11 protein-coding genes are annotated in these 13,033 nt (G+C 69.6%); 5 read left to right on the top strand and 6 right to left on the bottom strand.

Features of this window, described 5'->3' with window-relative positions; all coding sequences use genetic code 11:
* Window positions 1–2: 2 nt before the first annotated feature.
* Entirely contained in the window at window positions 3–1,622 is a 1,620-nt protein-coding gene (locus IEX84_RS07460; protein WP_188871440.1) for a type II/IV secretion system ATPase subunit, read from the bottom strand.
* Window positions 1,623–1,730: 108 nt separating this feature from the next.
* On the opposite strand from IEX84_RS07460, the gene IEX84_RS07465 reads away from it, so the two are divergent.
* The 3 genes from IEX84_RS07465 to cdd are packed head-to-tail and all read left to right on the top strand — an operon-like array spanning window position 1,731 to window position 4,062.
* The gene (locus tag IEX84_RS07465; protein WP_188871442.1) at window positions 1,731–2,210 is read left to right on the top strand and encodes a DUF5793 family protein; all 480 of its coding nucleotides are present in this window, start codon (window positions 1,731–1,733) and stop codon (window positions 2,208–2,210) included.
* Window positions 2,211–2,247: 37 nt separating this feature from the next.
* Window positions 2,248–3,612, top strand: coding sequence for a phosphohexomutase domain-containing protein (locus IEX84_RS07470; protein ID WP_188871444.1), 1,365 nt, complete (start codon window positions 2,248–2,250; stop codon window positions 3,610–3,612).
* Window positions 3,613–3,669: 57 nt separating this feature from the next.
* Window positions 3,670–4,062: a cytidine deaminase gene (cdd, locus tag IEX84_RS07475; protein ID WP_188871446.1), complete on the top strand. Its 393-nt coding sequence runs from the start codon at window positions 3,670–3,672 to the stop codon at window positions 4,060–4,062.
* 6 nt (window positions 4,063–4,068) lie between these two features.
* Here the strand turns inward: cdd and IEX84_RS07480 are convergent, their stop codons facing one another.
* From IEX84_RS07480 to IEX84_RS07490, 3 genes are all read right to left on the bottom strand, one after another.
* Window positions 4,069–4,980 carry a DMT family transporter gene (locus tag IEX84_RS07480; protein ID WP_188871448.1) on the bottom strand — a complete coding sequence of 304 codons (912 nt, stop codon included), beginning with the start codon at window positions 4,978–4,980 and terminating at the stop codon, window positions 4,069–4,071.
* A 96-nt stretch (window positions 4,981–5,076) separates the two neighbouring features.
* Complete coding sequence (locus IEX84_RS07485) at window positions 5,077–6,243, bottom strand: NAD(P)/FAD-dependent oxidoreductase (protein WP_188871450.1); 1,167 nt, start codon at window positions 6,241–6,243, stop codon at window positions 5,077–5,079.
* An 85-nt stretch (window positions 6,244–6,328) separates the two neighbouring features.
* Window positions 6,329–6,862 (bottom strand): Rrf2 family transcriptional regulator, encoded by a 534-nt coding sequence (locus tag IEX84_RS07490; RefSeq protein ID WP_188871452.1) that lies wholly within the window; start codon window positions 6,860–6,862, stop codon window positions 6,329–6,331.
* Between the two features lie 209 nt (window positions 6,863–7,071).
* Here IEX84_RS07490 and rocF point away from each other — a divergent pair, with 209 nt between their 5' ends.
* Window positions 7,072–7,998, top strand: a complete 927-nt coding sequence (rocF, locus tag IEX84_RS07495) for an arginase (protein ID WP_188871454.1) — start codon at window positions 7,072–7,074, stop codon at window positions 7,996–7,998.
* Between the two features lie 25 nt (window positions 7,999–8,023).
* Complete coding sequence (locus tag IEX84_RS07500) at window positions 8,024–8,536, top strand: hypothetical protein (RefSeq protein WP_188871456.1); 513 nt, start codon at window positions 8,024–8,026, stop codon at window positions 8,534–8,536.
* A 43-nt stretch (window positions 8,537–8,579) separates the two neighbouring features.
* Here IEX84_RS07500 and gyrA read toward each other — a convergent pair whose 3' ends face one another.
* Together gyrA and gyrB are read right to left on the bottom strand one after the other, a co-directional pair.
* A complete protein-coding gene (gene gyrA, locus IEX84_RS07505; RefSeq protein ID WP_188871458.1) occupies window positions 8,580–11,072 on the bottom strand; it encodes a DNA gyrase subunit A in 2,493 nt (830 codons plus the stop codon).
* Window positions 11,069–12,982: a DNA topoisomerase (ATP-hydrolyzing) subunit B gene (gene gyrB / locus IEX84_RS07510; protein WP_188871460.1), complete on the bottom strand. Its 1,914-nt coding sequence runs from the start codon at window positions 12,980–12,982 to the stop codon at window positions 11,069–11,071. Before gyrB ends, gyrA begins: the two co-directional genes overlap by 4 nt.
* Window positions 12,983–13,033: the final 51 nt, after the last annotated feature.

The following is a 13,033-nucleotide window of genomic DNA, read 5'->3' on the forward strand; positions in this document are numbered from 1 at the left end:
GCTTACGCTCCGTCGAGGTGTCTATCGACGCGTTCGACGACGGCTTCGGGGTCCGCGTAGTACTCGTTGACGAGCGCGGTGAACTCCCGGTAGTCCGTGACGTCGCGCTCGACGAGGTAGCGCAGGACGCGTTTGCGGTTGCGGAGTTCGCGCAGGAGTTCGGAGCGCCCCCACCCGCGGTCGTCGCGAATCTCGTCGAGGACGGCGCTGTCCTGCTGGATGAAGCGGTCGCTCCCGGGGTCCCACTCGAACGCCGTCGAGTAGTCGAGGTCGCCGGTCCGCTGGTCGATTCCCTCGATTTCGGCGATGACGCGGTTGCGACGGACGCGCTCGTCGCCGACGTACGTGAGCGTCTGGACGCAGAGGATGTCGAGGCTCTGTATCATCGCCCGCGGGACGTTGATGGGGTCGTTCTCGAGTCTGTTGATCGCGGTCTGGACGCTGTCGGCGTGCATCGTCGAGTACGTCGTGTGCCCGGTGTTCATCGCCTGGAACAGCGTCATCGCCTCCTCGCCGCGCACCTCGCCGACGATGATGTACTCGGGGCGGTGGCGCAGCGCCGAGCGCAGGAGGTCGTACATCGTGATGTCCGAACTCTCCCCGAGGCTCTCGCGCGTCACGGAGGAGAGCCAGTTGTCGTGGTAGAGGGTGAGCTCGCGGGTGTCCTCGATGGTGAGGACCTTCGAGCGCGGCGGGACGAACATCGAGACGGCGTTCATCGACGTCGTCTTCCCGGAGGCGGTACCGCCCGCGAAGAGGAGGCTCTTGTTGGACTCGATGGCGAGCCAGAGGTACGCCATCTGGTCGAGGTCGAACGTCTCGTAGTCGACGAGCGTCGCGGGCGTGAACGGCTCCTCGGAGTACTGGCGGATGGTGAACGCCGACCCCCGGGGCGTGACCTCCTCGCCGAGTGCGAGTTCGGCGCGCGAGCCGTCCGGGAGCGTCGTCTCCGTCACGGGGTCCCCGACGCTGATGTGGCGCCCGGACTGCTGGGCGAGGCGCACGACGAAGTTGTCGAGCTCCTCGCGCTTGTAGGAGATGTTCGTCTCGATGTCCGTGTAGCGGTCGTGGTAGACGAACAGCGGTATCTCGTAGCCGTCGCAGGAGATGTCCTCGACGTGGTCGTCGTGCATCACCGGGTCGAGCTGTTCGTACCCCTCGAAGGCCCGGTGGAGGTAGTAGAAGAGCCGGTGGAAGGTCTCGGGGGTGACGTCCGCGCCGTACTCCTCGAGGAGCGACCGGGTCCGGTCGCGGAGGACGGCCTCGGCCTCCTCGGGGTCGTACTCGGCGTCGTAGACGAGCGTGTCGCGGACGTCCGCGAAGAGGTTCGAGAGGAGGTCGCGCTCGACGTCGTCGAGGTCGGGTTCGACGACGTGGTAGCGGTGTTCGTTCGCCTCGTCGTCGTACCCGACCCAGACGAACGCGTAGGGGGCGTTGACCCAGTAGCGGTCCACCTCATCGTACCCTTCGAGGCCGTCGAAGGTGACGAGCGGACCGTGTTCCGCCGGCCGATAGTCCTCGGCGGGCACCGTCGAGCCGCGGAGCATCTCGACCGTCCGGGCGAGACGCCACCGCAGGCGCTCGACGCGGCCCGAGACCGAGTCTGGGGGGTGGCTGGACATCGGGACTCTACCGGACAACCACACCGCCGGCAGGTAAAAAGCTGTCCGCACGGGGACTCGCGGCGTCACGTTCAAGTCGTGGGACACCGTACCGCAGGACGTACTCAGATGCGGCGCGAGGATTTCACGCTCGACGTCAGCGACGTGGAGTGGGTGGAGACGGGCGGCGACCCGCGACGGCCGACGGTCACCATCGACTTCGACGGCTCACGAACCGACCTCGACGAACGCCTCACCGGCACGGAGGAGCAGGCGCTCAGCGCCGACGAGACCGACGTGACGCTCCGCCTGCAGGGCGACCCCGACGACCCCGCGACGACGGGCGTCGTCGCCGTCACGGACCGCGTCACGGGCGGCCTCCTCCTCGAACTCGACGAGGACGCCGACGACGTCCTCCGGTTCGTCCGGGCCGCGCGCACCTACGGCGAACGCTCCGAGGCCGACGCGGACGCGGGCGGCTATCGCGTCGTCATCGCCGTCGACGGCGAGCCCGTGCGCACCTACGAGAAGGAGACCTTCCTCGTCTACAGCGAGGACGGCGACCTCCTGCGCAGCCGCAGCCTCATCCCCGGCGGCGTCGAGCTGTAACCGTAGTTCTTTCTCCCCGGCGCCGTCACCACCCGGCATGGACCTCTTCGGCACCGCGGGCATCCGTGGGAGCGCGCGCGACCGTGTGACGCCGGAACTCGCCCTCGCCGTCGGTCGCGCGGCCGCTCTCGAAACCGAGACCGACGCGTTCGTCGTCGGCCGCGACGGCCGCGAGACGGGCGACGCCCTCGAAGCCGCGGCGGTCGCCGGCCTCGAATCCGCCGGCGCGGACGTCCGGCTCCTCGGGCAGGTGCCGACGCCCGCGCTCGCGTGGGCCTCGCGCGGCCGCCACGGCGTCATGCTCACCGCCTCGCACAACCCCCCGGCGGACAACGGTATCAAGCTCTTCGCGGACGGCGTCGAGTACGGCGACGACGCCGAAGCCGAAATCGAGGCGTGCGTCGCGGCCGACGAGGGCCCCGTCGCGTGGGACGCGTGGGGCGAACGCGAGCGCGTCGACGCCCTCGCGGACTACCGGGACGCCGTCGCCGACTACGCCCGCGGGCACGGCGCGCCCCTCGACGGCCTCGCGGTCGTCTGCGACTGTGGCAACGGGATGGCGGCGCGCGCCGTCCCGCAGGTCCTGGGCGCGCTCGGCGCGGACGTCACGGCGCTGAACGCGGCCGTCGACGGGCACTTCCCCGGGCGACCGAGCAAGCCGACGCCCGAGACGGTGCGCGACCTCCGGGCGTTCGTCGCGGACGGCGACGCCGACCTCGGCCTCGCGCACGACGGCGACGCGGACCGAATCGTCGTCGTCGACGGCGCGGGCGAGGTCGTCCACGAGGACACCGTCCTCGCGGTGCTCGCCGAACACTACACGCGCGCGAGCGACGCCGCCGACCCCGTGGTCGTGACGACGCCGAACGCCTCCGGGCGCATCGACGAGCGCGTCCGCGCGGCCGGCGGGCGGACCGAGCGCGTCCGCCTCGGCGCGCTCCACGAGGGCATCGCGGCCGCCCGCGGGGCCGACGGCGACGTCGTCTTCGCGGCCGAACCGTGGAAGCACATACACACAGCGTTCGGCGGGTGGATAGACGGCGTCGCCTCCGCGGCGGTCTTCGCGCGCCTCGTCGCCGACGCCGGCGGGCTCGACGCCCTCCGCGCGCCCGTGACAGAGCGGCCGTACCGGAAGGTCTCCGTCGAGTGCCCGGACGACGCGAAGGAAGCGGTGATGGCCGCGCTCGAAACGACGCTCCCCGAAGCGTTCCCCGACGCGGCCGTCTCGACGGAGTACGGCGTCCGTCTCACCTTCCCGGACGACGCGTGGACGCTCGTCCGTCCCTCTGGCACCGAGCCGTACGTCCGGGTCTACGCGGAGAGCGAGGACGTGGACGCGCTCGTCGACGACGTCCGCGCGGTCGTCGCGGACGCGATTCGGGAGACCACGGAAACCACGTGACCGGGGCGCGGTCGTCGCGCGACGCTTTTGTCGGTGCCGGACGAGCGTGTACTCGTCATGTCCGTCGACGCGCTCCTCGACGCCGCCCGCGACGCCTGCGAGAACGCCCACGTCCCCTACTCGGAGTATCCGGTCGGGGCCGCGATACGGACGGCGGACGGGACGGTGTACGTCGGCTGTAACGTCGAGAACGCGAACTACTCGAACAGCTTGCACGCGGAGGAGGTCGCGCTCGCGGACGCCGTGAAGCACGGCCACGCGGACTTCGACGCGCTCGCCGTCACCTCGGGTGCGCGCGACGGCGTGACGCCCTGCGGGATGTGTCGGCAGACCCTCGTCGAGTTCTGCGACGACGACCTCCCGGTCTACTGCGACACCGGCGACGGCGTCGAGCGCCACGACCTCGGCACGCTGCTCCCGGACACCATTACCGCCGCGAACCTCGATTGAGCGCGACTACGCGAGCAGCCGGGCGACGACGCGGCGGTTGGCGAGGAGGAACCCACAGACGATGAGCGCGAACCCGGCGACGAGCGGGAGCGTCAGCGGTTCGTCGAGGAAGAGGACGCTCACGACCGCGGTGACTATCGGGACGAAGTAGGAGACGAGCGTCGTCCGGGCCGCGCCGATTTCCGCTATCAGCGTGAAGTACGCGACGTACGCGATTGCGGTCGCGGCGATTGCCAGATAGGCGAGCGACCAGTAGAAGGTCGTGCCGGCGGCCGCGAGGCTGAGTGGTTCGCCGAGCGCCCACGCCGTGACGGCGAGGAGTATCCCGCCACAGAGGAGCGCCCACGACGTGCTGGCAATCGTGTCGATGTCGGCCGGGAAGCGCTGGCTGCCGACGCTCCCGACGGCGACGCAGACGGCCGCACCGAGCAGGAGCACCTCGCCGAGCGTGTGCGCGCCGCCGAACTGGCTCGGGTCGGGGTGCGCGATGACGACGACGCCGAGGATGCCGAGGACGACGCCGACGGCCTGCGTGAGCGAGAGATCGTCCTCGGGGACGACGACCGCCGCGAGCGCGGTGGCGATGACGGGGTTGAGGCTGAAGAGGACGGAGCTGACGCTGCTTGTGACGTACTGCTGGCCGGCGAAGAGCAACGCGTTCGCACCGCCCGTGATGAACAGCGCGCCGAAGCCGACGACGACGAAGTCGCTGCGCGAACGCGGGACCCACCGGTCACCGTCACCGACGAGGAGCGCCGCGGCGGGGACGGCGACGACGCCGGCGAGGAGGAGACGGAGGGCGGCGAAGAAGACGGGGGCGTCCGGGAGGGCGTTCAGACCGATCTTGATGGCGACGAAGGAGCCGCCCCACGCGAGCGCGACGTACGCGAAGAGGACGGCGATCCGGTTCCGTGACACGTTGCGTCGCTACGACCGGGCGGGGTTTTCAGCTATCGGAAGCGGCACGCGATACGGGGTGCCACTGCCGCCCTCCCGGAGAGGCGTCGAGACGCGTTACAGGACGCTCCAGGCGTCGACGACGCGCTTCGGGCCGGTTATCTTGTTGATCCAGCGGGCCGCGGCGGCCTTCTTCAGGTTCTTCGCGGCGGGGCCGCCGAACGTCTCGATGGGGCTGTCGAAGCCGTTGAACGACACCTGGTGGGCGACGGCGGTCTCGCCGATGCTGATGAGCGTCCCCTGGTCCTCGTAGGTCCAGCGTTTGAGGGGGTGGCCCTCGATGGCGGCGGCGATGTTCTCACCGACGACGTCCGCGGCCTGCCACGCGGCCTGCGCGGTCGGCGGCGCGGGGTTCTCGCCCTGGTCGACGAGGGAGTTGTCGCCGATGGCGAAGACCCGCTCGTCCTCCGTGCGGAGGTTCGAGCCGGCCTTCAGGCGGTTGTGCTCCTTCTCCAGGTCGACGTCGCCGAGCTCCGTCGGGCCGGTGACGCCGCCCGTCCAGAGGAAGACGTCGTAGTCGAGGTCGTCGCGCTCGTCGAACTCGATGTGGTCGGCCGTCGCGGCCGTGATCGGGTCGTCCGTGAGGATGTCGATGTCGCGGCCTTCGAGGCGGTGGCGCAGCGCGCCCTGGACCTCCGCGTTGCCCGGCGGGAAAATCTCCGGGAGCGCCTCGACGAGCGTCACGTCGATGGGGGCGTGGTTCTTGTCGCGGAACTCCGCGACCTCGCCCGCGGACTGGATGCCGGAGAGGCCGGCACCGCCGATGACGACCTGTGCGGGGTCGTCGCGCGTCGCGTCGCGGGCGGCCTCGCGGACCTGCTCGTGAATCTCCAGGGCGTCCGCGCGGCTCTTGAGCGTGAGCGGGTGCTCGTCCATCCCCTCGATACCGTACGTCGCGGTCTCCGAGCCGATGGCGACGAGGACGTAGTCGTAGTCGACGGTGGAGTCGTCCGCGAGGTGGACGACGCGCTCGTCGACGTCCACGTCGACGACCTCGCCCTCGACGAACTCCGTCTCGGGGTCGGCGATTTCGCCGACGGGGATGGTGAGCTTGTCCTGCACGCCCGCGTCGCGGATGATGCGGTGGGACTCGTGGAGGACGAAGTGGTAGTCGTTCTCCGCCACCCACGTGAGTTCGACTCGCTCCGGGAGGTGCTTCTGGAGCGAATGTATCGCCCCGGCACCCGCGTAGCCGGCACCGAGAACGACGACTCGTGTTGCCATACCGGTACGGTGCGCCGGCCGGGGATACAAAGCCTTTGGATTGCGGCGAGAGAGAAGGGTCGAAATCGAGGGACGCCGAGTCAGACTAGTGTTCGGGGGGTTCCGCGGGGGCCTCCATCCGGTCGATTTTCAGTATCAGGACGTTGCCCGTGTCGTCCTTCCCGTCGACCGTTCCCTCGACGACGAGCTTCGAGAGCGGCGTCGGGCCGACGGTGACGTCGTCGCCCTCGTGGAAGTCCCGGACGCTCCCGCGCAGGTGAATCTCGGCGCGACAGAGGTCGGGGTGATGAACGCTCGTGAGGCTTATCTCCTGGACGTTCGCGTCCTCGTGTGCCTCGCCGTTGTGGTACACGGGGACCTCGGCGGCCGAGTCGAGCTCCTGGACGTCGAGCGCCGTGTAGGCGTTCGACGTCGGCTTGTAGCCGCCCTTCGGGCCGGGGACGCCCTCGACGAGCTGGAGGGCCTTCAGGCTCTGCATCTGGTTGCGGATCGTCCCCGGGTTCCGGTCGACCTCCTCCGCGATGTCCTCGCCCTTCACCGCCCCGTCCTGTTGGGTGTAGAGGTCCACGAGCGCCCGCAAAATGGTCTTCTGACTCGGCGTAAGTTCGATTGATGACATTGCCGGAGATACGGCTGGCGCGCGCATAAAACCCCCGACTACCGTTCCGTCCGCGGACGACTGACACGCGCCGAGAACCGCCGAACAGGACGCTAAGACGCGGTCCTTCACTCGACGCCGCTCCTCGTGTGCCGGTGGCCGAGTCGGCACTCGGACACGTGGCGTCGGCGCCCGTCGCCTTTTAGCCGCGGCCGCGTCTCCGTTCGTCCATGACGCGAACGCGAGACGTGCGTATCATCGGTGCGCCCTCCGACTACGGCGCGAACCGCCGCGGCGTCGACATGGGACCGTCCGCCATCCGGTACGCGGACCTCGCGGCGGGCATCGAGGCCGCCGGCGCGACCGTCACGGACGTCGGCGACCTCGCGGTACCGCGCGCGGAGGAACGCGACCCCGACCGCGAGCAGCCCACCGCGGGCCGCGCGAAGTTCCTGCGCGAGACCCGCGAGGTCTCGCAGTCGCTCGCGGACGCCGTCGCGGGCGCGCTCTCCGAGGGCGCGTTCCCCCTCGTCCTCGGCGGCGACCACAGCATCGCCATCGGCTCGCTCGCCGGCTCGGCGCGCGACGCCGAGGTCGGCGCGATCTGGTTCGACGCCCACGGCGACTTCAACACCCCGGAGACGAGTCCCTCCGGCAACGTCCACGGGATGCCCGTCGCGGCCGCGCTCGGAAAGGGCTCGTTCGCGGACCTCCCGTGGGCCAACGCGCCCGGCCTCCGCGAGGAGAACGTCGCGTACGTCGGCCTCCGCGACATCGACGCCGACGAGCGCCGCGCGATCAACGAGAGCGACGTCACCGCGTTCACGATGTCCGACATCGACGAGCGCGGAATCAGCGACGTCGTCGAGGACGCCCTCGACGTCGCGTGCGCGGGCGTCGACGGCATCCACGTCAGCTTCGACCTCGACTGGCTCGACCCGAACGAAGCGCCCGGCGTCGGGACGCCCGTCCGGGGCGGGGCCACGTATCGAGAGGCGCACTGGGCCTTAGAGGCCGTCGCCGAGCGCGACGCCGACGAGGGCGTCCTCCGCTCGATGGAGCTCGTCGAGGTCAACCCCATCCTCGACGAGTCGAACCGGACCGCGGAGATAGCGGCCGAGCTCGCCGCGAGCGCGCTCGGCAAACGCACGCTCTAACGCCCTCTCTCCCACCCGAACCTTGATGGCGCGCGACGAACTCGTCGCGGACGCCATGCGCCGCGACCTGCTCCCGGCGGCCGTCCGGAGCAAGCCCCTCCAAGCCGCGAAGTTCGCCGGCATCGTCGTCTCGCTCGTCCTGCTCGCCCTCGGGTTCGTCCGCGTGCTCAGCGGGCCCGGTCTCCTCGACGGGCAGTTGCTCGCGCTCGTCCTGACGCCGGTCGTCGCGGGCGCGCTCGTCCTCGTCGTGACCGCGGAGACGCTCGTCTCGCTCGTTCGCGCGCTCCGCGCGGACGCGTCGCTCGCGGCACAGCTCTCCGGGCGCGTCGGCTACGTCGTCCTCCGCGCCGTCGAGGCCGTCATCGGCGTCGGCGGGGTCCTCCTCGTCGCCGCGCTCCTGCCGACGCTCCTCGCAGAGTCGACGCCCGCGCCCGCCGGTGTCGGCGTCATGCTGGTCGCCGCGGGAGTCGGTGTGGCGATATTCGCCGCGAGCCTCGTGCGCACGGCCGCGGAGCTGTTCGTCTACGGGAGCGCGTAGAAGGACGGAGGGGGGAGCGCGGCGCGCTCGCCTACTCGTCTGCCTACTCGTCCGCCCCGTCGGTCGCCTCGTCGTCGGCGTCGTCCGGCGTGAAGACGTCGACGGCGGCGAGCCGGTCGTGCTCGACGAGGTCCATCACGGTGACGCCCTGCGTGTTCCGGCCGTACTCCGAGACCTCGGAGACGGAGGCGCGCATGATCTGGCCGTCCTCGCTCATGGCGACGAACTCGTCGCCCTCGGCGACGGCGTGGACGCTCGCCACGCGGCCGTTGCGCTGGCCGGTCTTGATGTCGACGAGGCCCTTGCCGTTACGGGACTGGCGTCGGTACTGCGCGAGCGCGGTGCGCTTCCCGTAGCCGTACTCGGTGACGGTCATCAGGTCGCGCTCGTCGTCGCTTCGGGCGGCGGCGACGCCCGAGACGCGGTCCCCGCCTTCGAGTTTCACGCCGCGGACGCCGCGGGCGGAGCGTCCCATCGGGCGGGCCTCGGTCTCGTCGAAGCGAATCGCCATCCCCTCCTCGGTGCTGACGACGACGTCGCTCTCGCCGTCCGTCACCTCGACGTCGACGAGCTCGTCGCCGTGTTCGAGGCGGACGGCGCGGATGCCGGTCGAGCGGATGTTGGCGAACTCGGAGACGGCGGTACGCTTCACGTAGCCGTCGCGGGTCGCCATCGTGAGGTACTCCTCGTCGGCCTCGAAGTCGAGGTCGTCCGCGGTGACGACGGCGGTTATCTCCTCGCCGTCGTCGAGGTCGACGACGTTCACGGCCGACGTGCCCCGCGCGGTGCGGGACATCTCCGGGACCTGATAAACCTTGAGCCGGTAGACCTGCCCCTGGTTCGTGAAGCAGAGGAGGTAATCGTGCGTCGAGGCGGTGAACACCGTCGAGACGCGATCACCCTCCTTCAGGTCCGCGCCGATGACGCCCTTCCCGCCGCGGTGTTGGGTGCTGAACGTCTCGACGGGCGTGCGCTTGATGTAGTCGCCCTCGGAGAGCGTGACGACGACGCGCTCCTCGGGGATGAGGTCCTCGTCCGTGACCTCGCCGGCCTCCTCGACGACGCGCGTCCGGCGTTCGTTCGCGTACTCGTCTTTGATCTCGCGGAGCTCGTCCTCGATGACGCCGAGGAGTTCGTCCTCGTCGCCGAGTATCTCCTCCAGGCGCTCGATGCGCGCGGTGACCTCCGCGTACTCGTCCTCGATCTCCGCGGCCTCCATCGACGTGAGGCTCCCGAGTTGCATCCGGACGATGTGGGCGGCCTGCTCGCCGCTGAAGCCGTACTCGTCTTCGAGGGCGGCGCGCGCGTCGTCGCGGTTCTCCGCGCCGCGAATCGTCTCGACGACGTCCTCCGCGTTCTCCAGGGCCTTCAGGCGGCCGTCGAGGATGTGCGCGCGGTCCTCGGCCTCCGTGAGTTCGTACTCGGAGCGCCGCCGGACGACCTCCTTGCGGTGATCGAGGTAGTGTTCGAGGGTCTCCTTGAGCGAGAGCACCTCGGGTTGGCCGTCGACGAGCGCGAGGTTGATGACGCCGAACGTCCGTTCGAGGTGGGATTCGAGCAGGTGGTTCTCGACGATGTCCGTGTTCGCGTTCGACTTCAACTCGACGACGACGCGGATGCCGTCGCGGTCGGACTCGTCCCGGAGGTCGCGCACGCCTTCGAGCGTCCCGTCGTTGACGTCCTCGGCGATGCGCTCGACGAGACGCGACTTGTTCTGCTGATAGGGGAGTTCGGTGATGACGATGCTGTCACCGCGCTCGCCCTCCTCGACGTGGTACTCGGCGCGGACCCGCAGGCGACCCCGGCCCGTGTGGTAGGCCTTCCGGATGGCGCTCCGGCCGACGATGTTCGCGCCCGTCGGGAAGTCCGGTGCGGGCAGGTGCTCCATCAGGTCCGGAATCGAGCACTCGGGGTTCTCGATGAGGTGTATCGTCGCGTCGATGACCTCACCGAGGTTGTGCGGCGGGACGTTCGTGGACATGCCGACCGCGATACCCGAACTCCCGTTTACGAGGAGGTTCGGGAAGGCGGACGGCAACACCGCGGGCTCCTCGAGGCGGCCGTCGTAGTTCGACTCGAAGTCCACGGTGTCCATGTCGATGTCCGCGAGCAGCTCCTCCGCGATGGGGGCCATCCGGGCCTCCGTGTAGCGCATCGCGGCCGCCGGGTCGCCGTCGACGCTCCCGAAGTTCCCCTGGCCGTCCACGAGCGGTTCGCGCATCGAGAACGGCTGGGCCATCCGGACGAGCGTGTCGTAGATGGCCGAGTCGCCGTGCGGGTGGTAGTCACCCATCGTCTCGCCGACGATGGACGAACTCTTGCGGTGGGCCGACCCGCTCGTGACGCCCGCCTCGTGCATCGCGTAGAGGATGCGCCGGTGGACGGGCTTCAGGCCGTCCCGGACGTCCGGGAGCGCGCGCCCTGCGATGACGCTCATCGCGTAGTCGATGTACGACTGCTCCATCTCGTCCTCGACGCGGACGTTCTCGATGCGGTCGGCGACGGCGTCGGGGGCGTCGGGTGCGTCCGAGCTCATATGTCCACCCACTCCGCGTCCGTCGCGTGGTCCTGGATGAACTGCTTGCGCGGCTCGACGGCGTCACCCATCAGCACGGAGAACATCCGGTCGGCCTCCGCAGCGTCCTCCACGGAGAACTGCTTCAGGACTCTGTTCTCCGGATTTATCGACGTCTCCCAGAGCTGCTCGGGGTTCATCTCGCCGAGCCCCTTGAAGCGCTGGACCTGCGTCGGGTTGCCGTCGCAGACCTCCTCGACGACGCGGTCGCGTTCGGCCTCCGTCATCACGTCGTACGTCTCGCCGCGATACCGGATGCGGTAGAGCGGCGGCTGAATCGCGTAGACGTGCCCCCCCTCCAGGAGGGGGCGCATGTGTCGGTAGAAGAACGTGAGGAGGAGCGTCCGGATGTGCGCGCCGTCGACGTCGGCGTCCGTGGCGAGGATGACCTTGTCGTAGCGCAGGTCGTCGATGTCGAACTCCTCGCCGATACCGGTGCCCGCGGCGGTGATGAGCGCGCGAATCTCGTCGTTCTCCAGCACGCGGTCGAGACGGTGTTTCTCGACGTTCAGAATCTTCCCCTTGATGGGGAGGACGGCCTGGAACTCCCGGTCGCGGGCCTGCTTCGCGCTCCCGCCGGCGCTGTCGCCTTCCACAATAAATAATTCTGACACTTCGGGATCGCGGCTCTGACAGTCCGCGAGTTTCCCGGGGAGCGACCCCGACTCCAGGGCGTTCTTCCGGCGCGTCAGCTCCTCCGCCTTCTGTGCGGCCTTCCGGGCCTTCGCGGCCTCGACGGCCTTGTCGATCACGGCCTCGGCGGTGTCCGGGTGCTCCTCGAAGTAGGTGCCCAGCCCCTCGTGGACGGTGGACTCGACGATACCGCGCACCTCGGAGTTCCCGAGCTTCGTCTTCGTCTGCCCCTCGAACTGCGGGTCGGGGTGTTTGATGGAGACGACGGCGGTCAGCCCCTCGCGGATGTCCTCGCCCGTGAGGTTCTCGCCGTCGAGGTCGCCGAGCAGACCGTGGTCGTTCGCGTAGTCGTTGACGGTGCGCGTCAGCGCCGTCTTGAACCCCGTGAGGTGCGTGCCGCCCTCGCGGGTGTTGATGTTGTTGGCGAAGGCGTGCGTCGAGGACTGGAGGTCGTCCGTCGCCTGCATGGCGATCTCGACCTGTACGTCCTCCTCCTGGCCCGTGAGGTAGATGACGTCCTCGTGGAGCGGCGTCCGGGACTCGTTGAGGTAGCGCACGAACTCGCGGATGCCGCCCTCGTAGTGGAAGGACGTCTCGCGCTCCTCCTCGGCGCGCTCGTCGCGCAGCGTGATGGTGACGCCGCTGTTGAGGAAGGCGAGCTCCCGCAGCCGACTCTCCAGGGTCTCGTAGGTGAACTCGGTCGTCTCGAAGATGTCCGCGTCGGGCGTGAAGCGGATGAGCGTCCCCGTCCCCTCCGCGTCGCCGACACGCTCTAAGTCGCTCGCGGGTTCGCCGCGCTCGAAGCGCTCGCGGAACCGTCCGCCCTCGCGATCAACGACGACGGCGAGCTTCTCGGAGAGGGCGTTGACGACGGAGACACCGACGCCGTGGAGCCCGCCCGAGACCTGGTAGGACTTGTTGTCGAACTTCCCGCCGGCGTGGAGGACGGTCAGGATGACCTCGACGGCCGGCCGGTCGTACTCCGCGTGGGTGTCGACGGGGATACCCCGTCCGTCGTCCTCGACGCTCACCGACCCGTCCTCGTGGAGGGTGACGGTGATCTCGTCGCAGTGGCCCGCGAGTGCCTCGTCGATGGAGTTGTCGACGACCTCGTAGACGAGGTGGTGGAGCCCCCGCGCGTCGGTCGACCCGATGTACATCGCCGGGCGCTTCCGAACGGCCTCCAAGCCTTCGAGCACCTGTATCTGCCCCGCGCCGTACTCGCCTGAATCAGACATGGTCGTTGTTCGACCTACACTCCGGGGTCGTATAAAAGCCTCGTACACGCG

It is taken from the genome of Halarchaeum rubridurum, from assembly GCF_014647115.1.
In the GTDB taxonomy this organism is placed as follows: domain Archaea; phylum Halobacteriota; class Halobacteria; order Halobacteriales; family Halobacteriaceae; genus Halarchaeum; species Halarchaeum rubridurum.

What these genes read in the sequence shown, in the direction of transcription:
- IEX84_RS07465 (WP_188871442.1), top strand. Translation starts at nt 1,731, where the DNA reads ATGCGGCGCGAGGATTTCACGCTCGACGTCAGCGACGTGGAGTGGGTG.
- IEX84_RS07500 (WP_188871456.1), top strand. Translation starts at nt 8,024, where the DNA reads ATGGCGCGCGACGAACTCGTCGCGGACGCCATGCGCCGCGACCTGCTC.
- IEX84_RS07460 (WP_188871440.1), bottom strand. Translation starts at nt 1,622, where the DNA reads ATGTCCAGCCACCCCCCAGACTCGGTCTCGGGCCGCGTCGAGCGCCTG.
- IEX84_RS07490 (WP_188871452.1), bottom strand. Translation starts at nt 6,862, where the DNA reads ATGTCATCAATCGAACTTACGCCGAGTCAGAAGACCATTTTGCGGGCG.
- gyrA (WP_188871458.1), bottom strand. Translation starts at nt 11,072, where the DNA reads ATGAGCTCGGACGCACCCGACGCCCCCGACGCCGTCGCCGACCGCATC.
- IEX84_RS07470 (WP_188871444.1), top strand. Translation starts at nt 2,248, where the DNA reads ATGGACCTCTTCGGCACCGCGGGCATCCGTGGGAGCGCGCGCGACCGT.
- cdd (WP_188871446.1), top strand. Translation starts at nt 3,670, where the DNA reads ATGTCCGTCGACGCGCTCCTCGACGCCGCCCGCGACGCCTGCGAGAAC.
- gyrB (WP_188871460.1), bottom strand. Translation starts at nt 12,982, where the DNA reads ATGTCTGATTCAGGCGAGTACGGCGCGGGGCAGATACAGGTGCTCGAA.
- IEX84_RS07485 (WP_188871450.1), bottom strand. Translation starts at nt 6,243, where the DNA reads ATGGCAACACGAGTCGTCGTTCTCGGTGCCGGCTACGCGGGTGCCGGG.
- rocF (WP_188871454.1), top strand. Translation starts at nt 7,072, where the DNA reads ATGACGCGAACGCGAGACGTGCGTATCATCGGTGCGCCCTCCGACTAC.